At 63.9% G+C, this 21,123-nt stretch carries 24 protein-coding genes; 10 read left to right on the top strand and 14 right to left on the bottom strand.

The features are described from left to right. Positions 1–9: 9 nt before the first annotated feature. Positions 10–915, top strand: a complete 906-nt coding sequence (locus tag OXR08_RS00530; RefSeq protein ID WP_276589266.1) for a hypothetical protein — start codon at positions 10–12, stop codon at positions 913–915. 27 nt (positions 916–942) lie between these two features. Here OXR08_RS00530 and OXR08_RS00525 read toward each other — a convergent pair whose 3' ends face one another. Beyond that, a complete protein-coding gene (locus OXR08_RS00525; protein WP_267347111.1) occupies positions 943–1,209 on the bottom strand; it encodes a hypothetical protein in 267 nt (88 codons plus the stop codon). 9 nt (positions 1,210–1,218) lie between these two features. Next, positions 1,219–1,566, bottom strand: a complete 348-nt coding sequence (locus OXR08_RS00520; RefSeq protein ID WP_267347110.1) for a hypothetical protein — start codon at positions 1,564–1,566, stop codon at positions 1,219–1,221. A gap of 791 nt (positions 1,567–2,357) precedes the next feature. On the opposite strand from OXR08_RS00520, the gene OXR08_RS00515 reads away from it, so the two are divergent. From OXR08_RS00515 to OXR08_RS00505, 3 genes are all read left to right on the top strand, one after another. Next, positions 2,358–3,302: a DUF2493 domain-containing protein gene (locus OXR08_RS00515; protein ID WP_267347109.1), complete on the top strand. Its 945-nt coding sequence runs from the start codon at positions 2,358–2,360 to the stop codon at positions 3,300–3,302. Positions 3,303–3,628: 326 nt separating this feature from the next. Beyond that, on the top strand, positions 3,629–4,132 hold the full coding sequence (locus tag OXR08_RS00510) for a MucR family transcriptional regulator (RefSeq protein WP_267347108.1): 504 nt from the start codon (positions 3,629–3,631) through the stop codon (positions 4,130–4,132). Between the two features lie 719 nt (positions 4,133–4,851). Next, the gene (locus tag OXR08_RS00505; protein ID WP_267347107.1) at positions 4,852–5,259 is read left to right on the top strand and encodes a single-stranded DNA-binding protein; all 408 of its coding nucleotides are present in this window, start codon (positions 4,852–4,854) and stop codon (positions 5,257–5,259) included. A gap of 49 nt (positions 5,260–5,308) precedes the next feature. On the opposite strand, the gene OXR08_RS00500 is transcribed toward OXR08_RS00505, so the two are convergent. The 7 genes from OXR08_RS00500 to OXR08_RS00470 all read right to left on the bottom strand — a co-directional run bounded on the left by OXR08_RS00500 (position 5,309) and on the right by OXR08_RS00470 (position 13,547). Then, positions 5,309–5,935, bottom strand: coding sequence for a hypothetical protein (locus OXR08_RS00500; RefSeq protein WP_267347106.1), 627 nt, complete (start codon positions 5,933–5,935; stop codon positions 5,309–5,311). Between the two features lie 42 nt (positions 5,936–5,977). Next, positions 5,978–6,673, bottom strand: coding sequence for a hypothetical protein (locus OXR08_RS00495; RefSeq protein ID WP_267347105.1), 696 nt, complete (start codon positions 6,671–6,673; stop codon positions 5,978–5,980). Further along, positions 6,670–8,310 (bottom strand): hypothetical protein, encoded by a 1,641-nt coding sequence (locus tag OXR08_RS00490; RefSeq protein ID WP_267347104.1) that lies wholly within the window; start codon positions 8,308–8,310, stop codon positions 6,670–6,672. The genes OXR08_RS00495 and OXR08_RS00490 overlap by 4 nt, the downstream gene beginning before the upstream one ends. Positions 8,311–8,429: 119 nt before the next feature. Further along, entirely contained in the window at positions 8,430–9,335 is a 906-nt protein-coding gene (locus tag OXR08_RS00485; RefSeq protein ID WP_267347103.1) for an antitoxin, read from the bottom strand. Further along, entirely contained in the window at positions 9,335–10,420 is a 1,086-nt protein-coding gene (locus tag OXR08_RS00480) for a MarR family transcriptional regulator (RefSeq protein WP_267347102.1), read from the bottom strand. Before OXR08_RS00480 ends, OXR08_RS00485 begins: the two co-directional genes overlap by 1 nt. Before the next feature lie 362 nt (positions 10,421–10,782). Beyond that, on the bottom strand, positions 10,783–12,513 hold the full coding sequence (locus tag OXR08_RS00475) for a competence protein CoiA family protein (protein ID WP_267347101.1): 1,731 nt from the start codon (positions 12,511–12,513) through the stop codon (positions 10,783–10,785). A 515-nt stretch (positions 12,514–13,028) separates the two neighbouring features. Next, positions 13,029–13,547 carry a helix-turn-helix domain-containing protein gene (locus tag OXR08_RS00470; RefSeq protein ID WP_267347100.1) on the bottom strand — a complete coding sequence of 173 codons (519 nt, stop codon included), beginning with the start codon at positions 13,545–13,547 and terminating at the stop codon, positions 13,029–13,031. 248 nt (positions 13,548–13,795) lie between these two features. Here OXR08_RS00470 and OXR08_RS00465 point away from each other — a divergent pair, with 248 nt between their 5' ends. The 3 genes from OXR08_RS00465 (at position 13,796) to OXR08_RS00455 (ending at position 16,061) form a co-directional block, all read left to right on the top strand. Beyond that, positions 13,796–14,485, top strand: coding sequence for an antitoxin Xre/MbcA/ParS toxin-binding domain-containing protein (locus tag OXR08_RS00465; protein ID WP_267347099.1), 690 nt, complete (start codon positions 13,796–13,798; stop codon positions 14,483–14,485). 9 nt (positions 14,486–14,494) lie between these two features. Next, entirely contained in the window at positions 14,495–15,070 is a 576-nt protein-coding gene (locus OXR08_RS00460; protein WP_267347098.1) for an RES family NAD+ phosphorylase, read from the top strand. Positions 15,071–15,653: 583 nt separating this feature from the next. Further along, positions 15,654–16,061: a single-stranded DNA-binding protein gene (locus OXR08_RS00455; protein WP_267347097.1), complete on the top strand. Its 408-nt coding sequence runs from the start codon at positions 15,654–15,656 to the stop codon at positions 16,059–16,061. A 170-nt stretch (positions 16,062–16,231) separates the two neighbouring features. On the opposite strand, the gene OXR08_RS00450 is transcribed toward OXR08_RS00455, so the two are convergent. After that, positions 16,232–17,242, bottom strand: a complete 1,011-nt coding sequence (locus OXR08_RS00450) for an NAD(P)-dependent alcohol dehydrogenase (protein ID WP_267347096.1) — start codon at positions 17,240–17,242, stop codon at positions 16,232–16,234. Between the two features lie 83 nt (positions 17,243–17,325). On the opposite strand from OXR08_RS00450, the gene OXR08_RS00445 reads away from it, so the two are divergent. Next, a complete protein-coding gene (locus tag OXR08_RS00445; RefSeq protein WP_267347095.1) occupies positions 17,326–17,673 on the top strand; it encodes a MerR family transcriptional regulator in 348 nt (115 codons plus the stop codon). Between the two features lie 282 nt (positions 17,674–17,955). On the opposite strand, the gene OXR08_RS00440 is transcribed toward OXR08_RS00445, so the two are convergent. From OXR08_RS00440 to OXR08_RS00425, 4 genes are all read right to left on the bottom strand, one after another. Beyond that, positions 17,956–18,153 (bottom strand): hypothetical protein, encoded by a 198-nt coding sequence (locus OXR08_RS00440; RefSeq protein WP_267347094.1) that lies wholly within the window; start codon positions 18,151–18,153, stop codon positions 17,956–17,958. 216 nt (positions 18,154–18,369) lie between these two features. Further along, positions 18,370–19,179, bottom strand: a complete 810-nt coding sequence (locus OXR08_RS00435) for a hypothetical protein (protein ID WP_267347093.1) — start codon at positions 19,177–19,179, stop codon at positions 18,370–18,372. A gap of 192 nt (positions 19,180–19,371) precedes the next feature. Beyond that, positions 19,372–19,746, bottom strand: coding sequence for a HigA family addiction module antitoxin (locus OXR08_RS00430; RefSeq protein ID WP_267347092.1), 375 nt, complete (start codon positions 19,744–19,746; stop codon positions 19,372–19,374). Positions 19,747–19,762: 16 nt separating this feature from the next. Continuing rightward, positions 19,763–20,029 (bottom strand): hypothetical protein, encoded by a 267-nt coding sequence (locus tag OXR08_RS00425; RefSeq protein ID WP_267347091.1) that lies wholly within the window; start codon positions 20,027–20,029, stop codon positions 19,763–19,765. On the opposite strand from OXR08_RS00425, the gene OXR08_RS00420 reads away from it, so the two are divergent. Both OXR08_RS00420 and OXR08_RS00415 read left to right on the top strand, forming a co-directional pair. Next, positions 20,028–20,342 carry a hypothetical protein gene (locus OXR08_RS00420; protein ID WP_267347090.1) on the top strand — a complete coding sequence of 105 codons (315 nt, stop codon included), beginning with the start codon at positions 20,028–20,030 and terminating at the stop codon, positions 20,340–20,342. The genes OXR08_RS00425 and OXR08_RS00420 overlap by 2 nt on opposite strands. 127 nt (positions 20,343–20,469) lie before the next feature. After that, entirely contained in the window at positions 20,470–20,673 is a 204-nt protein-coding gene (locus OXR08_RS00415) for a hypothetical protein (RefSeq protein ID WP_267347089.1), read from the top strand. The last annotated feature ends 450 nt before the right edge of the window (positions 20,674–21,123 follow it).

The following is a 21,123-nucleotide window of genomic DNA, read 5'->3' as shown; positions in this document are numbered from 1 at the left end:
TCCACCGCAATGATCGTTGAACTCGCACATCGAGGTGAGCCCCTCGATATGGTGCTGTTCGCCGACCCGGGCTCCGAGAAGCGCGGCACCTACGCCTTCATTCCCGTGTTCCGCAGGTGGATGGCCGATCGCGGGATCGCTTCGGAAATCGTCCGGTACCAGCCCCGGAACTTCAAACATTGGCCACCCTATGCGACGATCGCCGAGAACATGCTCACGAACGCGACGCTGCCGTCGATCGTCTTCAACCGCGGATCCTGCTCACAGAAGTGGAAGGCAAGCGCCCAGGACACCTGGACGGCCGGGTGGGAACCGGCGCAGCGTTGCTGGAACGCCGGCGACCGGGTCGTCAAACTGATTGGCTACGACGCCTCACCGCGGGATACCCAGCGCTATCATCATGCCGTCGGCTGCGAGGATCCGCGGTTCGCCTATCGCTACCCGCTGCGCGAGTGGGGCTGGGATCGTACGCGCTGCGAACAGCGTATCGCGGATGCCGGGCTCCCTGTGCCGCCGAAGTCGAGCTGCTTCTTCTGTGGCAGCATCAAACCCGACGAAGTCATCGAGCTGGCGGCCGACGAGCTCCGGACGATCGTCCTCATGGAAGCTCGAGCCAAGCCCAGGCTGCGGAATGTCGACGGCCTGTGGCGCCGCCCGGTGCTGGGACGTCGCGGCGCCACCCCTCGTCCCGGCAGCATCACCGAATTCATTCGTGAACGCGGCCTGCTTCCGCCCGATGAGATTGACCGGATCATCGCTGACGCGCCGCTCGATCTTCTTGCGTTCCAGAGGGTTCAAGCCGCGCTACCAGTCGAGAACAGGACGCCGATCGGCTATTGGCTCGAAGAATTCAATCGTGCTGCGGATGCGCTTCGCGATGACGAACGTGGCGCTGCAGCACAGCTTCAGCCATGAGCGAAATTCTTGGCTTGGCACTCATCGTTACGCGCGCGCGTCGATCTTCATAGTCCGATGCTTGTTCCGTCCAGTCGATTCGGGCCGCCATTCCCAATCAGAGTGATGTTCGCCAGCGCGGCATTCCAGCAAATCGTAGATAGCCGGCCAAATGGCCGTCGCAGCCCCAAGATATTCTTGAACATAGCTGCCGCCCCGCAATTCGATCTCTGATCGACCTTTTGGGAAAATCGGGAAATAGAAGAGGCTTTGGCAATCGACGCTCTTCGGGACGTCGTCGGCATAATCGGCCATGCCTTTCTCTCAACCGCTCTCCGCGCCCTCGACATCCCGGGCCGCGTGGAGAATCATACCGCCCCATCCCGCCATGATCGAGCCCATCGCCGCATCGTCATGCGCCGAGATGCTTGCGAATTCGCCGAACAGCCGACCTAGTTCCTCGAGCGACACGAGGTCGCTCCGCGCCATGATCGTCGCCATGATCGCAAACCCGCCACCTATTGCCCGAACCAGACCTGGGTCGAGCGGCGCCACGATCTTCGGATCTGCATCAGCGCTGCCGCTCGTCCTGGATTCGCAGTCGAGCGACGTGATCGCATGGTCGAGAAAGATCCTCGGCGGTGCCACGCCGGCCTCGACGAGCAAGGCCATCGCAGCCTCCATGTGGCGTCGCGCGGCAGAGCGACTGCATGTCGCCGCCGTCGCTGGAGCACCCGCGCTATCAGGTTCGTCCATCGATCTCTCCGTATTCCGGCGATGAGCCAGACATGGCCAGCGAGCCAGGCTCGCGACATCTCGGTTCAGGCACGAGGTCGCAGGAAACGGCGCGCGATCCGACGCCGGCGGAACACCGGCATGGCAAGCGCAGGCGCGGACCATCCGATCGATCAACCGACCCTCACACTCGAGGTTTCCACGCCCCGACCTGCGTCTCGGCAGGCTGTTGGAGGCTAGGATGGATCGGGAGGAGACGCCAGCATCTACGCACCATTTTGTCGCACGCCGCATGTGTCGCAGGGCGACCAGCCTTTTTCCTCAGTTCACCTGATCGGTGCAGCTGCCAGTTGCAGCTCAGCCATCGGATGATCGTGCGTTCTGGCGCTTCCACCGGGCGAAGTGCCCCAAGCCAGGGCAGGTCGTCTGACGGTTCCGATCCATCGAAGCTACGACATCACGCGTCGGATGGTCATCTACGCTGCCGATTTCACAAGCCGGGCCAGCAGGACCTTCCGCCAGAGGGATGCGGCACATGGGCCGCCGCGATCCGCCCGCAACCCCCGAAGTCCGGGCCGAGTTGCCGCGTGCCGCGGCTGCCCGCTCCACCCCGCACTTCGCGGGTTCCCCTCCGCTGACGCGTCGGTGCGGGCCGATCTCATGCGGCGACCCAGAGAGTGCGCATCCGGCGGAAAGGCCGCCGGCCCTTCAATGAAAGGCTGTCGCCCATGACCACTTCCCTCGCCGCAGCGCTTGCCGCTCTCGAGCTCGGGCATCTCGAACCCAAGACCGACGAACTGGCTGGAATGGCACCACCCTCAACGGAAGCACTTGACCAGACCACTACCGCCATCTGGAGCGACCTTTTCGCAACCCTCCTCAACACATCGCTCGAGCGCGACATCGAAGAACTGGGCTGGGGCTTGGTGAACCTCTTCCACCGTGCCGCCTCCAAGAAGCACGCGACGATCGATCGTCTCACCGATGAGATCCGCCTCCTGATTGCCGAGCAGGACGGCTCCGAGGTCTCCAGCACCGATCTCGAGGACAAGATCGAGCTCGCCAAGAAGATCGAGGAAGCGGCTACCTGCTACGAGCATATGCGCGACACCGCTGCATCGCACTATATGCGCGAGACGGGCCGCTCGTGGGTGCCGTCGACCGGCAATCGGATCTCGCTGGGCGTCACCTCGGCGATCATCGACGGACAGGCCTTTCTCCGGACTCGCCGTGAACGGATCCGCGATGCGAGTACCCCAGTGGGCACACCGGTGATCTTCGCCGGCGGACGACTGACCTTCGCTTCCGACGAAGACATGAAGACTTTCGGCGACAACCTCCTGCGCACGTTGAAAGCCGTTCGTGAGCGGGTGGCCGATATGTATCTTGTCCACGGCGGTGATATGAAGGGTGTCGAACGGATCGCCGCGTCCTGGGCCGAGCAGAACGGCGTTCAGCAGGTCCGATTTGGTCTCGACCGAAAGCTGGGCGATCGCGCCGGTTTTCGCCGTAACGAGCAGATGCTGTCGCTGAAACCTCGCTACGTCATCGCTTTTCAGGGCAACGGTGTCACTGAGCGCCTGGTCATCGATGCGAAGAAGGCAGGCATTCGCGTCGTCGACCGGCGCGGACCGCTCGGAACGCCGCCTGCGGCGCACGATCCAGCGCGTTGACCGCGGTACTTGACGCTGCCGACAGGCCGCCGGAAAACCGGCGGCCTTCTCCCCTTTTATTGAAACGGATGCCGCGACTGTCGGATCGCTGTTGTTCAATGAGCTTGCGCGACAACATCATGCTGGATCGCACGAATGTTTCTTTGAGCTGGGGAGCGGGGATCACCCGGCGATCTGCCAGTCACTGGCCAGCAGCAAACAGCCTGATCATCGCTTCCGCACTTGGCGGCCCAAGTGGACACATTAAAGTGGCGAACTTGGCAGATGGTGACCCTAGCTTATCCTCCGGTCGCGTGCGACACGAGGCCGCCTGACGAAAAGGAGACATGATGACCGACACAGTGGATACGATCGTGCTGGCGACCGAGTTGACCGCGGCATGGCTCTCGAACCCGAACACGCGCGCAGATTCCGATGCAGTACCGGCGTTCCTGACTTCGATCCATGCGTCGATCACGCAACTCGTCAAAGGCGATCTACCCGCCGACCACGCCGAGCCCGAAACGGCCGAACATGTTCCCGCTGTCAGCGTGCGCAAATCGCTCGCCTCGCCCGACCAGATCATTTCGATGATCGACGGGAAGGCTTATCGGACCCTGCGTCGACATCTCTCCACGCATGGCCTCACCCCCGACGAATATCGAGCACGCTACAAGCTGAAGGCCGACTACCCGATGGTCGCCCCGGCCTACAGCGAGGCGCGGCGCGATATGGCGAAGAAAATCGGGCTTGGCCGCAAGAGTGGGACGACCACTGCGGCAGAAGTCGCTGCACCTCCTGCTCCGCCGCGCAAGCCGCGCCGCACGAAGCCTGCCGACCAAGGCTCCTAAGGTCGAACGCGCGCGAACGCTTGGTTCGCGCGTGGTCGTGACGGATCTGCGATCGAATTCGGTCATTCGCAGTTCCACGTCCCGCGACGTCCGCGGCGTGAGGCATTTCGCCGAACGCTGCCGACGTCGTCACGACCATCACCCGCCTGCGGGCGTGAACTGCCAGTGCTATTGTTCGTGGCCATGGCCTCCCCACCAGGCTCACCCTCGTCGTTGCCGGCCGCGGAATTATGTCGTGTCGGTCCGGATCGATCGGCGCCTCCTCAAGGCGTCCGGCGTGATCGTCGGGCACCACCTGTGCAGAACCGGATCACTTTGTAAGACCTGCCCCAGCGAGCGCTCGTTCCCTGCGCCGTTGACCTCACCGCCACCGCCGTCGGAGGCCCACGGATCCCGGTGGTGGTCTTTGGAGCAGCCTTGGCACTTGTCGGGGCGCGCGCGTCACCGCGTCAAGAACGCTGAACTCCGTCGAGGGTTATTCCTGGTCGGCCGGGAGGTTCCACCCCTCTCTTTGCTGAACGACCTAATCCGGCCGTACGCCTGCTCCAACCCGCCTGTCTTCGGACCGAGTTGCCGTGTGCCACGGCTGCCCGCACCCCTCCTCGCCATGGGGTTGCCCTCGCGCATCTGCGCCGCTCGGTGGAGCCGCCGTCCTGGCCGGCTTTGCCGGTGTTCAGTCGAGGGGACGAACCCCCCGGCGGACACAAAGGAACCTCGAAATGCAGAATCTCGTCATCCTCGCGGGCAACGTCGGCGCCACTCCGGAGACCCGCACCACCCAAGGCGGCACCAAGATCACCAGCTTCAGCCTCGCGACCTCGCGCCCAAAGCGCGACAACGAGGGCAAGGTCATCAAGGAGAACGGTCGCCGGGTCGAGGATACCGAATGGCACCGCATCACCTGCTTCAACGGCGTCGCCAAGACCGTCGCCGAATATGTCGAGAAGGGCCAGAAGGTCATGATCCGGGGCCGCATCCACTACACCCGCTGGACCGACCAGCAGGACATCGAGCGCTACGGCGTCGAGATCATCGCCGACGAGGTCACCTTCCTCTCCTACGGCAAATCCCGCCAGCAGCAGCAGGGCGCCGCACAGGACAACGATGACGACGACATCCCCTTCTGAACACCAACCCTCCGCCCGGGAGCTCCGCCTCCCGGGCCCTATGTTGCTGCTATGTGTTCCAGAGCCCATCCGTCGAATGGGTATCGCGATAATCGCGCAACGGAGACGGATCGATCATGTGCTGAAGCAACAAAGCTCGGAGGTCGGCCCGCTTCTCTTCCCTGGATCCCGCCTTCGCGGCGGACGGGAAGGCCTCCAGCAGAAACTCGGGCTTGTTACCCGCCCGGTCACGGAGCGATGGCTCAACCGCGGTGTACCAGGCGACGAACAGGACCATCTTGCCGGAAAGATACTTGAATAGCGAACCGAACTCCTGCGTCGCACAGAACAGTATCGCCTCGGTGAGCGACGGGTGGACGGTCACCGCGACATCGCTCGCGTTCGAGTGCTTCATGGCGTTGTAGGGTTTCAGCATCGTGTCGATGAACGCCTTCTCCCGTCCCGGCACCAATGGCTTGAGGATCGAGAGCATGTCGGCGCGAAGGTCCGCACCTATACGCTTCGCATGACCTCGCATGACGTCGTGGGCCGCCGACGCCAGCACGTGCGCCGCAACCAGGTTCTCATTGATGACAAGGGCGTCGATTGCCGCCTCGATCTCACTGCGACACATCGCATCAACGGTGAAGCTTATGGACCCTTCCGGATCGGGAAAGACCTTCTGTCGGCGGGTCATGGCCGGGAGGCCGCCAGCTGGTCGGTTCCTGCGCAGCCCACCTTATGTCGCCGCCGCGATCGCAAGGTCGAGCTTGGCGATGCGCGCGCGCAGATCACCGATCCACTTGGCCTGCGCGTCCTCCAGCGTGCGCATCGCCGACCGGACGGTCGCTCCCTTTACTGCCGCCAGCGTTTGTGCCTCCTCGGAGCGCTGCCGGATCACCACCCAATCGGCGTCAGAGATGTCATGGTCCTCGTCATGCTGCTCGTTATGCTCGATCCAGTGAACGTCGTTCAGCGTGGACAGGAGATCGTCCATCGCGATCTTCAGCGCAGCCTTCAGCACTTCTATGCTGTCCTCTTCGGTCCCACGCAGACCCAGAAGGTACCAGTCGAGCTCGCCGTGCAGTCGCTGCTCGATCGCAAACGCATCTTCGGCCCCCAAGGGCTCTACATGGCCGGCAGGGTCGATGGTCAGCCGATCGAGATCCATCAATGGATCCGCGACCGACTTGCGCACGCGGGCAAGGCGGTCCTGCGCCTCGCGCAGCAACGCCATCAGCGTCTCGCGGTGCTGGATCCTGGTCTGGAGATTGGTGTCCTTGAGCTGGCGCCAGACCGGACGTGCCGCATAATAGGCAGCTCCGATCGCCAGCACGCCGGCGATCAACGTCTGGAAGTCGTAGATCGCGACGCCGATCCCGCACAGCAGATCATGCGGCACCGGCGTCGAGCCGTGAAGGATGCACGCCGTCACGCTGCTGTCCCGGCAGGCTTCGGATTGCCCGTCGCCGGGGCGGCGGGAGCCGGCGGCAGCGGCGCGACCGCCGCGAACGTCCTCACCGCCGCGCGCAGCAGGATCAGCATCATGCGCTCCAACTTCAGCGGGTCCGTCTCCTCGATGACGCGATGCGCACCGCCCCTGATCGCATAAGTGATCGCGAGGTCGGCCGCGATCTGCTCGGCCCCTCCCAGTGCATTGCGCGCTTCGAACCAGGCGAGATCGATCCCCTTCCCGTTACCGACCTTCATCACGGCATTGTCCTTGAGCAATTTCAGCACCGTACCGTGCCCAGCCCATAGCTCCTTGAACTTGGCGTTGAGCTGCTGGCTCTTTCCCCCCAGCGCGGATGCGATGTGCTCCACGATCAACGCCATGCCTTGCACGTCACCCTTGAGGCCTTCCAGCGACTGATCGTTTCCCTTGAACGAGTGACGATTGAAGGACTCAAACCGCCAGTAGAAGCCGTGCAGGTCGTTTGCCTCCACGAAGTCGAGGAAGCGATCGATCAGACCCGCGTCGAAATCGGCCTGAAGCATTGCGTCGGCTCGCCGGTAGCTGACCAGCACCCGCCGAACGTCCTCGCGCTGCTCCACGACCCAGCTCGGCCAGATCACGTCGAGGATCGGCTTCAGATAGCCGCCGACCTGACCGACGATGTCTTTGTACTGCGCAACCGATACACCTGCCGTCAGACAGGCCAGCCGCACGCCATGCGCCGCGATCGTCTTGTAGGCCCCGGCGATCAGCGGCCGTCCATCCCTTTCCCATTCGGCCCATTGCTCGAACAAAAACCGGTTGGCCGCGAGCAACGCTTCTGCATCGACACCGAAGCGCGATGTCGCCTGCTCCGCGGCCCAGCAACGGATTCGCATGATCTCGGCACGTTCTGTTTCAGAGATCAGCCGGCGATGATGGTCCGCTCGTGTGGCAAACTCATACCCTTTCCGCTCCTCTTCCGCGAACCAGACCATCGCATCGAGTGCGGCCTCGTGTTCAGCGAACCCACGCATCGCATGTACGGGAAGGATCGAGATCGATTGCGGGGCCGCCGCAATATCCTCCGCGCTCGGCCACCCGCTTGTGCCCAACAGGTTCATGAAGCTCGTGACGCCCATGTTCACGACCTCGGCATATTGAAGCAGCTGCCATGACGAATAATAGGTCACGACGGTATTCGAGGTGTAGAGCGGCGCTGCACCCTCTGCGTTGACCGATACGCGATAGTCGGTCCAGGGGACGAACGGTACATCGGCCGGCTTCTCGATGAATTGCCGGAAGCGTTCCTCGGGATCGTCCAGCGGGTGCTTCGAAACGGTCGGGTCGAACCCCCATCGCCCTCGCTGGCCGTGGCGCGCCTTCTCGAGGGCACAAGCATCATCCCAGCGCTGTCCGTCGGGCTCCCGCTCTCCTCCGACATCATAGGTCTCGTGATCGTCCGCCCACCAGCGCCGCTCGATCGGTTCGGGATAGTGCAGGCGCAGCCTAGGGACGAGCGACCTCTGACGCTCAAGACGCTCCAGGATCGCGTCGGTGATATGATGACGCACCATCTTGAGCGCTTTGGCCTCGTCGAGGAATGCCTTGGCATCGAGGTAGCGGGAAATGCGCATGGCTCGAACCTACACGCCCTTGCCGCATCGCGCAGCATTGATGCTGTAGAACGGTACCGGTCTGACCGTCGCCGCCAACCGTCGACCGGCATGGACGCCGACCAGAGGAAATCAGGTGCTCAGGGCAGGAGCGGCGCGAGAAAGGCGCTCATCATGTCAGCCGCACGCCGCTGACGCAGGATCCGCGCATTGCGCGCTTCCTCATCCATGTCGCTGCCCGCCGCATCTTCGAACATGGCGTAGGCGACCGGTCCATCTCGACGGTAGCTCTCCTCAGCGACGGGATCGACGAAGCGGACAGCGAGCCGCGCCAAGGCCGTCTTGATGACGTCGGCATGCCGACCCGCCAGTGCGGCGCGGAATGCCGCATGTATGGCCTCGAACCCCCCGGCATGATGCTCGAGACAATAGATCAGGTCGTGCGCATCCTTGGGCTCGCCGCGCTGATCGAAGGCGAACGCCTTGAGGCACGTGAAGCTGACGATATCGGCATAGCGGACCACCTCGGTCGCGCGTCCGCGTTCGTTCAGCAGCTCCGCCGTTATCTCGGTGGTGCCGTGGAGATCGAACACCATCGAGGCATGCGGAATGTTGATCGCCGTGACGTTTCCCTCGGTGGGAAGTTCGGTGACACGGCCGCCGCTAAGTTCGGGTGCATCCGCGAGAAATTCGAGGATCATGGTCGCGCCCGGCTCGACCTGGGCCTTCCATCGCCACGACTGCTTCTTGCCTGCCTCATTCTCGGCGCGCTCGAACCCCATCGCCTTCAGATTCTCCTCCAGCGTGCGATAGGCCTCGGTGTCGGTCAGGATCGCCATGTCGACGACCACGTCGACGTCGCCGGTGCCTGCGTGCGCCGGCACCTGGGGCGGTCGCGCCGTGACCAGATAGCGCGGCGCCAGCCCACCGATCAGGAATACCGACTCCTTCCACGGGCCAAGCCCGCGCAGGAGCGTCACCAAGACACGTTCGCACGCTTCGGTGACGACCGGCTCGTAGCCGTCCATCGTCTGGGGCTTTGCCATCAGGTCGCGAGCCTCTCGCTCCGCAGATGGGCCGCCATCTCCTTCGACCGGCCCGATCCCTGTTGCAGATCCAGATATACCTGGAGGGGCGGCGCAAACCTTACACCCTCGATTTCCGACCCAACCGTCAGGTCACCGCGCGCACCGGTATCGACGAGCCCCAGATTCCACCCCTCGGCAACCGACCGAGCGCCGAGGCGCGCAAGCGCGTCGGCACGCCGGGGACCAGGCTGGATCCGACACCGAACCTGCGAGATCGTCGAGAGATATGGCGCGTAGACCTGCGCCGCCGCCTCGCCCGTGATCGCATATGCAACGTCTGCCGCATCACAGGCCAGGTGCAGCTTGCGCATCAGATCGTTCACGTCGGTGCACGGCACGTAGAAGCGCTTGAGCGCGGCAGGCTTCTGCTGAACGATATAGCTCGTCCAGGCATCGATCATCTGCGCGGGCCGGGTCAGGCGACGCCGCTTCGCCGGGCCCGCCCCTTCCGCAACCACCCACTCGCGCCGTTCCATCTCGCTGAGCGTCTCCGACGCCGTTGCAGCTGAAACTTCCGCTTCCTCCGCAATCGCCTTCACGCTCAGCCAGTCGCGACGATGCTCATAGATGCACAGCAATGCTTGCGCCTTCTGACCCTGGAAAATGGCGTCGAAGACCTTTTTGGAGCGACGCGGTGCCGGTCGATCGATATGGACGAAGGCGTGGCTGGCCGGCATGTAGAGCGAGCCTCCGAGATCGTAGAAACCAATGCCCTCCGACCGCAGGATATCTCGCGCGCCCGGCGAGATCGCTCGTGCCGCGAAGAAGGGGATCACCTCGCCGGCGCTTGAATCATAGTGGGACAGATAGGTGCGCAATTGATAGATCGTCTCGCGAACGTCTCGCGGGAAGGCATTTTGCTTAACTTCGACGATCAACTCGATCGCTTGTCCGGCAATCGATGCGTGAACGATGGCGTCGATCCGCCATCGACCCGCGAGCGAAATCTCACGCTCGGCGATCATGGCATGGCTGTTCGGGATCGACCCGATCGCGTCGATCAAACCATCCAGAAGGCTTTGTTCGTCCGTATCGATCGCCATATTTTCTGCCCAGCGAATATCCCTCTGTTACCGAATATATGGCGAGCAGTCTATATTCGCTGGGCAGTGAATTTTGCCTTGCAAGCGGTCGGACGCGTGTCGTTCGTGTCGACGGCGATACCTTGATGGTCGCTCGCGCATCGTAAACGACCGATGCTATGATCGACGTCGATTTCGAGCGTGAACCTGAAAGGTCAGGGCGCGGATCGCACTCTCGAGACCATGGTCCGACACACATGCGTCCCACGGCGAGCAGCCGAGCGCCGGCAGCTGGTTCCGTAACGCGAGTTCGCGCAGGTTCGGTGGGAAGAGCGTCGCAACGGTTGTTTGCAGACGCTCGCGCCGGGCAGCGATTGCCGAAGCTACCGCGCGCTCGGCCTCCTGTTGTCTCCCGATCGCGGCGACCGCGGCGAGGCATCGATCGAGACCTGCCTCCCCCCTCTGGCCAACGCAAGTGGGGTTTCATCCGCGCTCTCGAACGGCCGCGTCAGCCAGCTGGGCGCCTCTTCCGCCAGAACGCGCGCGGCTGCATCCCGCAGGCGCTGCGACCGCTCTGCCGCTTCGCGCCCACGCCGCGTCGTCTTTCGCTCGATCGCACGATAGCGGGCTGCCGCAAGCGGCAGGCCGAGCAGATCGTCGATCGCCTCCTCCCCGCCGGCAGCCATTGCCGCGAGCGCCCGCAGTTGCCCGATCAGGTCGTCGCAAAGTGCGTCTCCTTCCACCAGGAGCACGTCCGGTGATCGCCCCGCGCCCAGAAGCGATGTTGCCAGCCAGATTTGCGGTTCGAAGTCGAAGGCTTCAGCCACGGGCAGGTCCGCCACGATGGTGTCGAGGAGACGGTGCACGATGTCGGCACGCGCGTCGATCGCTCGGAGGCGACGCCCCTCGCGCTTGATTGCTGCCGTGGTGTCGTCAGGCAGGCCGTAATGGTCGCCTCCTTCCGATTGCAGGCCGCCGGCGACGCAAAGGGCCTCGCAATAATCCTGTATCGCCTCGCGCGGGAAACGAACCTCGGGATGATGCCTGCGAAGCCATGCCCGCACCGTCTCCTTCGGCGGCACACCGAAACGGGGCGCGATCAAAGGTTCGAGATAGGTAAGCGCATCATCCAGCGAGAAGGTGCGATCGTCGAACGTTCGCGGATCGCGAACCGCGATGAACTGCTCGTACAACGTCGCCTGCCACTCGTCGCGGCTTGCCAGAAAGCCCGCACCCGCCCCCGCAATCCCGATCATCCGCCCATCGTCATCGGCGATCACTCCCGCCAAGGCGCGATCCGCGACCGGGCCGACATCCCACCGTACGCTCGTGATGGCGCGCAGCAGTTCTCGCGCTTCCGCCTCGATCAACGCCGCCGCGCGACGCTCCTGCTCGGCTTCCCGTGCGGCCTGGCGCTGCGCCGCCGCTGCCCGCCGCGCAGCAGCATCAGCCAGCTCGCCGCGCAGTCGCTCCTCCGCGCGATCGCGCCTGGGATTGCAGAGCCAACTGCGGGGTGCTTCGCGCAGCAACCCGCGCTCGATTTCCGCGATATTCTGGCTTGTCCGCAGCCGGCGCAAGTTGATCTCGATTGCCGGCCATCGCCTCTCCTGGATGAGCGCAATCTTGTCCTCGCCGCACGGGTGAGTCACGCAGATTTCGACAATGAGCTCTCGCCCGTCGGCGAGGATCAGCACGATATCGGGGACAATGCGATCGAGACGGCGCTCCGAGCGCACATCGCTGAACGTCATCCATTTCGCCGCGCTCTCCTCGCGCGAGACACCGTCCACCACGGCCGTGACCTTGGGTGTCCAGATCCGCTTGCGCTCGACAAGAAGCTGCTTGGCCCAGAAATGCGCGTTCGTTTCCCTGCCACTCCCGCATCCTGAACCCCGACCTTGATGCGCGAAATGTGCCGCCTTTCGCGATCCCTTGCGCGCGACAAGGCGAGCCTTGCAGGCCGGGCAGATCAAATCGCACGCCAGGCCGCGTCTGGCGGCGCTCACATGTATCGCCTCGCCACCTCGATCGAGCCCCCAGACAAGATCGACACCGAAGCCTGCGAAGGCGGTATGATCGACAACACCAAAAGGATTAGGGTTCGGTCCGTCCATGCCGCTCCGGCTTGTTCTTCATGCGCTCGGGATGGATTTCAATCGGACTGCACCAGCGTTGCAACCCAGCATGGCCGCATTCCGACCGACCAAATACCATCATGCCTCTCGATACTATGGCCTCGATCGAACGGACATCGCTCCTCAAGGCCCTGGCGGGCTGATTACGAGGAACTGACGCGATCGAAGCGCCTGTCTTCCCATGGTCCATCTGCTCCGCGGACCTTGCCTTGCAGGGCGGTCATGATTGCCACTCTATCGAGCGCGACGCTTGCCGCGCGGGGCGCGAGGGTCGCAATGGGTCGCCATGACGCCGGGTCTGTTGTCGCGCTCGCCCGTCGCCGGGCAGCGACCGCCCGGCGCGGCCTTTCAGCGTCAATGATCGTAATAGCGGGTGGCCGTGCACGACCCCCGCCCCTTGGCTCCCATGCCCCGGAAACCTCTCCCGCGCGGCCGCGCGGGCTGTTATCCGCTGTTCGGGGCGCGACGGCGGGGGAAACCCGCCCTCGCAGGGCCTACGCCTGTTGGCGATGCTTGGGCAGCGCCACGTTCTTGCGGCGCTTGCTGTTCTCTTCCTTCATGGCGGTAAACTCAGGCTCGAGCTTCTTCAGCCGGCCCACAAGACCCGCCATGTCATATTCGTTGCTCGTCTTGCCACGACCCGGGCGCGTGCGCTCGATCCGCTCGACCAGTCCTGCCTCCTCCAGCGCGGCGATATGGCGCTGGACCTGTCGCTCGCTCAGACCGATCCGATCGGCGAGCAGCTTCTTGGTGGGCCAGGGCTTGCGATCGGGGTCCCACCACATATCCGCAAATTGCATGATGATGTTGAACTGGACGGGATTGATGCCGAGCCGGGGCTGTGCCCACATCAACATCGAAGGCACGATACAGAAACCAAGGTCCATGACCGGCTTGCCGAACTTCCGCTCGGATGCCTTGCGGGAATCCGGCTTGCCCTTCGCCGTGATCGGAACAACCTTGGCCGGCACGATCTTCGCTCCGGTCGGGGTCTTGATGATCTTCATGGTCATGATGTCCTCGCAGGCCCTTTATCGGTTGCTTTCCGGTGCGCGGCAAGGCGTGCCGCCTGGACACCAACGTCTGATCGCGAGTGGACGCTGGTGTCCAGACCGGACCAGACACTGGCGTCCAGTGAAGTAGCACCCCATCATCCAGCACGACTGGCGAACAGTCATACGAACATAGCACTCCATCGGACCGGTCGCCGATGTCCGGTCGGCACTGGACAATCCGTGCAATCTGCACTATCGGGTCGGTGATGGAGGCGATGATGGGTGAAGCCGCGCTGAGCATGGACGTGGAAGAGGTGGGCGCCGTCCTGCGCGAACGCCACCCTCGTGCCCCCGCTGCCGAAATCAACGCCATGGCACGGATCGTCTCGATCGCAGTCGATGTGATGTCCGGCCTTCCGGCGCTCCGCCTTCGCGGCGCCGCGCACGAGTATAAGCTGCGCGCAGCGCTGGAGCAGGCCGCCCGCCAGTTCATGTCGACCTCGGCCGCGGACGACGCACCTGTCGAAAGGACGAAGGGCAGCGGTCTCGGCGAGGTGATCAGCCTTGATGAAGGGCGCGCGCGTCTCGCCACCTATACGGCGCCCAAGGCAATCGAGGATTGGGCAGGACCGCTCGGCGGAGCGAGCGACATCGAGGCGCAGTTCGGCGTCAAGCGCACGACGCTCAGCACCTGGTACCGGCAAGGCGCTGTCATCGGATTGCTTCGCGGGCAGCGCAAGCTTGCCTATCCGCTCGAACAATTCATCGACGGTCGGCCGCTCCAGGGCATCGCCGACATTCTCGCCGCCGCGCCTGACCCACGCTCGGCTTGGCTATGGATGCGGCAGCCCCATGCTGCGCTCGGCGGTCGGACCCCTCTCGCTGCGCTCCGTGCGTCGAAGCAGGACGAGGTTCGTGTCATCGCCCGGCGCGACTTCGATCGGGAAACCGACTAACCTCCCTCGGTGGCCCTCGATCCGAAAATCCTTGCATCGCTGACACGGCGGATCGAGCCCGCCGACTATCTGCGCTGCACGCCATGGGCCTGGCGCAGCACCCCCCTCGGCATGGGCTTTGGCGAGACGCGGTTCGCGAGTCCCGCGAAGACATTCAAGCTCCTCTACATCGCCGAGGATCTCGCGACGTCGATCGCCGAGGCGATCATCCGCGACCGCTTCGAAGGGGCAACCACGCGTGCGCTGGCGCGCGCGGACATCACTGATTGGGGCGTATGCCCGGTTTCGGCAACTCGTCCGTTGCGCCTGCTCAACCTGCGCGGCGACGGATGCTTCAAGCTCGGCATTTCAACGGACATCGTCGGCGCCAAGGCGCACGACGAGGCACGCGCCTTCAGCCAGGAGCTCTACGACACGACCGATCTCGACGGGATCATCTACCACTCGCGGCTCCGCAGGAAGAATTGCATGGCGATCTACGATCGGGCCGCCCCGACAGGTTTGGCAGCCCAGCCCGTCGTCCAGCTCGAGCGACTGGCCGCGCTTGTCCCTGCGCTCAAGACGCTCAAGACCGAGCTGATCTAAGCTTCCGCTGGCACTAGGCCACTATCGAGACCGTCACCAAGCGGCGGTTCACGACGCAGTGAGACTCGTCCGATGGTGCCGCCCTACGTGGCTTGACGGAGGCTACCCCGGATTGCTGCCTTGGCCTTTACGCACCAGATATCGTCTGCGCGCCAGGAGCCGGGGGCGGCGCGTGGATAGGAGCGTCCAACCGCCCAGGCCTTCATGTCATGCCTTGCTCTGTGCAAGGTTGGGTCAGACGCACGCAAGGTCGGGCGATCATACCTGTCGCTATACCGGTTGCGCAGCACCGAAGCGGCCTTGGGCTGCCGGAGCCGGAAGCGGTAATTTCGTCGAGTGTTATTTTTGGTCGGCCGGGAGGTTCCTCCCCTCTCTTTGCTGAACGACCTAATCCGGCCGTCCGCCGGCTCCAACCCGCCTGTCTTCGGACCGAGTTGCCGTGTGCCACGGCTGCCCGCACCACTCCTCGCCACGGGGTTGCCCTCGCGCGTCTGCGCCGCTCGGTGGAGCCGCCGTCCTGGCCGGCTTTGCCGGTGTTCAGTCGAGGGGACGAACCCCCCGGCGGACACAAAGGAACCTCGAAATGCAGAACCTCGTCATCCTCGCGGGCAACGTCGGCGCCACTCCGGAGACCCGCACCACCCAAGGCGGCACCAAGATCACCAGCTTCAGCCTCGCGACCTCGCGCCCCAAGCGCGACAGCGAGGGCAAGGTCATCAAGGAGAACGGTCGCCGGGTCGAGGATACCGAATGGCACCGCATCACCTGCTTCAACGGCGTCGCCAAGACGGTCGCTGAATATGTCGAGAAGGGCCAGAAGGTCATGATCCGGGGCCGCATCCACTACACCCGCTGGACCGACCAGCAGGACATCGAGCGCTTCGGCGTCGAGATCATCGCCGACGAGGTCACCTTCCTCTCCTACGGCAAGTCCCGCCAGCAGCAGCAGGGCGCCGCACAGGACAACGATGACGACGACATCCCCTTCTGAACACCAATCCTCGGCCCGGGAGCTCCGCCTCCCGGGCCTTTTCGGGTCTCCACCTGCTTCGTGAGCGCCGAAGAAAGATGCTGTAGCATCACCGAACCGTCTCCTCGTTGCGCGGTGGGCTAGGCGATCGACGAGGCTGGGGTGCCAGAGGCCGTCGATCGGCCTCCATCTTACACGCCAATCACGATCTTGCCGAAATGCGTGCCGCTTCGCAGATGCGCGAACGCTTCGACCACCTGATCGAACCCGAAGGTCCGATCGATGATCGGCATGATCCCGTTGGCTTCGATGAACGCGTTCATCGCACTGAACTGTTCGACAGAGCCGACCGTAACACCGATGATGTCGGCATTCTCCGTCTGGAGGCGAGCAAGGTCGGGTTTCGGCCCGAACCCGGTCAGCACGCCGATCTGGACGATCTTGCCGGCCGATGCGACCGATCGGACCGAACGGTCGTAGGTGTCGGGACCACCGAGTTCTAGGATATGGCTCGCTCCCTCGCCATTGGTTGCTTTCATCACGGCAACGTCCCAGTCGGGCGTGTCGCGGTAGTTGATGAGGATCGAGGCACCGAGCACTCTGGTCCTGTCCAGTTTCTCATCCGACGACGACAGAACGATCGCGCGCGCTCCGATTGCAATCGCGAATTGAAGTCCAAACAGCGCAACGCCGCCGGTCCCCTGCACCAGCAGCGTGTCACCCGCCTGCATCCCGCTACGCGTGAAGAGGCCATGCCACGCCGTCACCGCAGCACATGGCAAGGTTGCCGCCTCCGTCGTCGACAGATGCGCCGGAACCGCAACCAACGCAGTGGCGGGCAGCACGACATATTGCGCGAGCATGCCGTCTGTCGTGCTGCCCCCGAGTGCCGATGGCATGTAGCGTGGCTTGAATGGCCCCCCGATCCAGTCCCTGAAAAAAGACGCGGCAACGCGATCGCCGACCTGCCATGTATCGACGCCGTCGCCGACGGCATCGACGACGCCCGCCCCGTCCGACAGGGGGATGCGCCCGTCCAGACCGCCCTGACCGGCTGCATCCAGGATCAGGAGGTCACGATAGTTGAGACTGACGGCCTCGACCCTGACCCGCACTTCGCCGGCACCCGGCTCGGGCGTGTCGGTATCGACACGGACGACGGTGCCGACGTCGTCGACGTTCTTCAGATGATAGGCTTGCATGATGGCTCCTTCACGAGAGGAACTTCCCTCGGTTGAGCGTGACCTTTAAGGTCTAACACTACTGTCAGGGTCAAGGGCGTTTCGTGAAGATCGGCGAACTATCCAAACGGTCGGGCGTCAGCGTCCGGATGCTCCGCTACTACGAGGGTGAAGGCCTCCTCCGACCGCAGAGGACCGACGCCGGTTATCGCGACTACGGCCCAGCCGAGGAGGAGACGGTGCGGCGCATCAAGCTGCTGGGGTCTGCCGGCATGACGCTGGGGACGATCCAGAAATTGCTGCCGTGCGTGCAGAGCGATTATCCGGCTTTCACGCCGTGCGACGACCTGCGCCGCATTCTGACCGAGCAGGTCACGATCCTTGACGCGCGGATCGAGACTCTTGCACGAAGCCGAAGCATATTGGCGGGGTTCCTGTCGATCGCAGGCTGATTTGTTTAAAGGCATGTTTTGGAGCCAGATCGGTACGGATACACGTGAACCGGACAGGCTAGTTCGTTCGTGCGCGATGGCTGTCATCCGCTGACTCTTCGGCTGATAAGAACTCCGCCTGCCAGTACGACTGTGAAGAATGTGGCGCCTGTCGCGACTTCGGTGGCGTCGACGATGAAACTCGCCGCCAGAGGAAGAAGGCCAGCCGGAACGTAGCCACCAATATGGAGCACAGCATCCCCTCGGCACGACGCCTGCCGGGCAATTGGAGTCCGATCAGCGTCAGGCCGCCAAGTTGGCCCAGTCCTTGGCCGCTTCCCGAAACAACGCTGCAGCGAATAGAATCGTCGGGCTCGGAATCGCCACCGCCATCGTGATCCCGGCCATCGACAGGATCGTCGATCCCGACCCCGGCATGAAGATCTGCCGGACCGGGCGTCTCCGACACAGAAACTGCACACCCGTCGCGGTCAGGAACATCGCGCAGGCCATGCCGCCCGCGATCAGCGGAATGGCGATCCCGATCAGCCTAGAGAGTAGCGAGGGGCTGAGCGACAGGACCGACGAGGTTGCCGTAATCCCGCGGCCAAATAGCGCGGTGCCAAGGGCTAGGTGCCCATGACTTTCAACGGGTATCCTCGATCACCGCCACCGGTCTGCCGGCGACGTTCAGCCAGCTGACCATGCCGCCCCCTGTCATTCCTGATCTCCTCGTGCATCCGTTTCCACTCCATCCCTTGTGGCCGCTTCCGCGTCCGGGGACGGGCCCTGCGCGATCGTCCATTCGCGCCCGGTCCGGGCCTGGAGCCGGTCGATGATCTTGCCACTGCGCTCAGCGAACATCGCCTCGAGCGCATCGACCAGCTTCGTCCACTCGTTCGATCCCCCGATATAATAGCCAAGCCGCATGCCGAGGTAGACGACGAAGCGGCCGTCGACCTCCTGGATCTCCATGGCGTCGTTGACGCTGTCGTGCGCCGCGACATGCGCGTAGCGCTTGTTGCGCAAGTCGATGATCTCGTCGTGCGCGGCGCGCAGCGGCTCGGGCAGCGCCTTGCGCGCAAAGCCGCTGCCGTTGCCGCCCGTGAATAGCCGCACATAGGTGGCGACGAACGCCGTCGTCAGCATGTCGAGCTCGAAGAAGGCATCCATGTCGGTGCGAAAGCGGTAGTCGGCCAGCCGTTCGCGAATGTGCTTGAGCACGCCGACATGGTAATAGGACGCTGACAGACGCGACAGCTGGATCAGCTCCTCATTGGCCTTGCCGAGCACGCGCCTGCCGTCCTCGGCGCGCGCGATGATCTCCTCTCGCCATTCCGCCGGCAGAAGGTGCAGCGCATCCTCGGGGATGACGTTATAGCCTTCTTCCTCGACCCGCCCGTCGCGGTCCTCGCTGTTTCCATCGTCAGCGATACCCGTCAGTGGCGGGAGCGACGGTCCGGCTTCGGTCGACGGGCCGCCTTGTCGCGCGCGCTCTGCCGCGCTCCGCGCAGGCTCCGCGCCCATCCCATCTCCTGCAGCTCTGTCATCCATGCCCATCATCCCGATCGATCACCCGGATCGCCACCTTGCCCATTGGCGCCCGAACGACCGCTCCGATCGATCGTGCGTCGCTTGCTGCCGCGGCGAGGCCCAACTTGCTGATGCACGCTGCGGTGATGTGCTCGTCAGGCCGCAGCGCGATTATTCTCGATCTGCTCAGCCGGCCGGCGTCGACTTGAACCGGCCGCGCCGGTCGGCTGCGGGTCGGACGACATCATCCTGTGTCGGCCGCTGGCGTAGTGGCACCAGTTGCGCGGCTTCATCACCATGATCCAGTCGTGCGCGATGAAGGTCCCAACCGAGCTGTAGGTTCAGCCAGAATTCGGCGTCGGTGCCGAGCACCTGCGCCAGCCGCAGCGCCATCGGCGCCGTGATCGCGCGCTTGTCGTTCAAAAGCTCGCTCACCGTCAGCCGCGACACGCCGAGCGCGTCCGCCAGACCCTGCTGCGTCACGCTGTCGAGCGTCATGAAGTGGCGCTTCAGGACATCGGCGGGACGTGGCGGCGCCGCCATGAAGGCAGCGCTCACCATGTGCCACCTCCAGCGCTCAGCCGGCCTCCAGTCGCGCGCTGTGGATGCGGCTTGCGCCCGCATCCCATGCAAAGGTGATCGCCCAGGTCCCGTCGATCTCCGCGAGGAAGCGGTCCTCGCCGTGCTGATAGACCTGCGTGAAGGCGCCGATCGTCGCCCAGCTGCGGGCGGCGAGAAGCAGGTGAATGAGCCAATGCGCGCCTTCGACGACGGGCATCGGCAAGTCGGGATGCGTGCAGGTCGCGAAGACCTGCCCGAGAACGGGATCGGTAATTGGAGGCATGGTCCTCTCCATCATGGCCAGGGAACAACGGGTGGGCGTTGTCGGCCATGGGAGGAGAAATGCCGGTGTGAATAACGAAGGTGCGCGTCCAGTCGCGCAGCGTCGCCAACCGACGACGCGGAAGAATCCCAAACCGGGTGATGATCCAGACCCGGGGCTCAAGCCATTTGCGCAGGCGTTCGACGACACGGTCGAAGTCGACGAGTTCACCCGACACTTCTGCGAGGAGATAACGCTCGAGGAAGTCCCACGCACGGCGGGCATCGCCGTCCGAAACGTGAAGATGCGAGACGTCCTTCGCCTGGATGACTGATTGCCATTCCTTGCCATGGTGCGGGACGAACAGCAGGTCAGGCTTGACGAGGTTGGTGAGGTCACGCCGCCACTCTAGCCACGTCGCTGAATGGGCCAGGTTCGCATCGATGAAAACATTGGCGTATTTGAGGAGGAAGCCGCTCTTCGGCCTGCAATGCTCGATCGACCGCGAAGCCGGCACCTTCACCGAGAACCGGTGCGAGCCCACCGACACGTCGATCGAAGCCCGCGCCGCGATCCACGTCGCGACGCCGCTATGGCTGGCATTCCGCCAGTCGCCCATCGTGTCTGGATCAAAGGTGAACGCCGTCGCCATGAGCGCGATGTAATGCTTGGGATTACACGTTCAAGGGGCTGAATCCTTCGATCCACGTGCCGGCATGCCGGAAAAGCCGCGGTAGTCCTTGTGGTGGGGGGAACTCAACCGGTTCTGCGATCATCGGCAGTCGTGAGTGATGTCTATAAAGAACAGAGGTGAGCCGCGTCTCCCGGCGATCGCCGGGACCGTCGCTCTACTCCGCTGACGCTCTGCCGAGCCCCTGCCGGGTCTCGGCCCATGCGGGTGACGATCGACTGACGAACAGGGAACCGACGAGCAGCTCTCTACCAAGCGCCGGGTGTTCCGCAGCGTGCAGCACCGTCGGCTCACCGTTCAGCGATAGGGTCGGTCGCAACCTGTCGGACATCTCACGGGCTTCATGAGGTGTCGCGATCACCACTAGCCAGCGATCCGGGGGAAGCCGGGGCAAGTCGGCGTCACCGGCAACCCAGCGCATGGG

The organism is Sphingomonas sp. GM_Shp_2 (assembly GCF_026540875.1).
In the GTDB taxonomy this organism is placed as follows: domain Bacteria; phylum Pseudomonadota; class Alphaproteobacteria; order Sphingomonadales; family Sphingomonadaceae; genus Sphingomonas; species Sphingomonas carotinifaciens.
Note: the sequence above shows the minus strand (reverse complement) of the source record. Positions and strands in the feature narration are given on the sequence as shown.

Bases quoted from the DNA above. Each gene is read 5' to 3' on its own strand.
- OXR08_RS00420 (WP_267347090.1), top strand. From the start codon at position 20,028: ATGGTCCTCTCCATCATGGCCAGGGAACAACGGGTGGGCGTTGTCGGC.
- OXR08_RS00430 (WP_267347092.1), bottom strand. From the start codon at position 19,746: ATGGTGAGCGCTGCCTTCATGGCGGCGCCGCCACGTCCCGCCGATGTC.
- OXR08_RS00440 (WP_267347094.1), bottom strand. From the start codon at position 18,153: ATGTTCCTGACCGCGACGGGTGTGCAGTTTCTGTGTCGGAGACGCCCG.
- OXR08_RS00490 (WP_267347104.1), bottom strand. From the start codon at position 8,310: ATGCGCATTTCCCGCTACCTCGATGCCAAGGCATTCCTCGACGAGGCC.
- OXR08_RS00505 (WP_267347107.1), top strand. From the start codon at position 4,852: ATGCAGAATCTCGTCATCCTCGCGGGCAACGTCGGCGCCACTCCGGAG.
- OXR08_RS00425 (WP_267347091.1), bottom strand. From the start codon at position 20,029: ATGCCTCCAATTACCGATCCCGTTCTCGGGCAGGTCTTCGCGACCTGC.
- OXR08_RS00450 (WP_267347096.1), bottom strand. From the start codon at position 17,242: ATGCAAGCCTATCATCTGAAGAACGTCGACGACGTCGGCACCGTCGTC.
- OXR08_RS00525 (WP_267347111.1), bottom strand. From the start codon at position 1,209: ATGGCCGATTATGCCGACGACGTCCCGAAGAGCGTCGATTGCCAAAGC.
- OXR08_RS00515 (WP_267347109.1), top strand. From the start codon at position 2,358: ATGACCACTTCCCTCGCCGCAGCGCTTGCCGCTCTCGAGCTCGGGCAT.
- OXR08_RS00485 (WP_267347103.1), bottom strand. From the start codon at position 9,335: ATGGCAAAGCCCCAGACGATGGACGGCTACGAGCCGGTCGTCACCGAA.
- OXR08_RS00435 (WP_267347093.1), bottom strand. From the start codon at position 19,179: ATGGGCGCGGAGCCTGCGCGGAGCGCGGCAGAGCGCGCGCGACAAGGC.
- OXR08_RS00530 (WP_276589266.1), top strand. From the start codon at position 10: ATGATCGTTGAACTCGCACATCGAGGTGAGCCCCTCGATATGGTGCTG.
- OXR08_RS00470 (WP_267347100.1), bottom strand. From the start codon at position 13,547: ATGACCATGAAGATCATCAAGACCCCGACCGGAGCGAAGATCGTGCCG.
- OXR08_RS00510 (WP_267347108.1), top strand. From the start codon at position 3,629: ATGATGACCGACACAGTGGATACGATCGTGCTGGCGACCGAGTTGACC.
- OXR08_RS00500 (WP_267347106.1), bottom strand. From the start codon at position 5,935: ATGACCCGCCGACAGAAGGTCTTTCCCGATCCGGAAGGGTCCATAAGC.
- OXR08_RS00480 (WP_267347102.1), bottom strand. From the start codon at position 10,420: ATGGCGATCGATACGGACGAACAAAGCCTTCTGGATGGTTTGATCGAC.
- OXR08_RS00475 (WP_267347101.1), bottom strand. From the start codon at position 12,513: ATGGACGGACCGAACCCTAATCCTTTTGGTGTTGTCGATCATACCGCC.
- OXR08_RS00455 (WP_267347097.1), top strand. From the start codon at position 15,654: ATGCAGAACCTCGTCATCCTCGCGGGCAACGTCGGCGCCACTCCGGAG.
- OXR08_RS00465 (WP_267347099.1), top strand. From the start codon at position 13,796: ATGGAGGCGATGATGGGTGAAGCCGCGCTGAGCATGGACGTGGAAGAG.
- OXR08_RS00520 (WP_267347110.1), bottom strand. From the start codon at position 1,566: ATGGCCTTGCTCGTCGAGGCCGGCGTGGCACCGCCGAGGATCTTTCTC.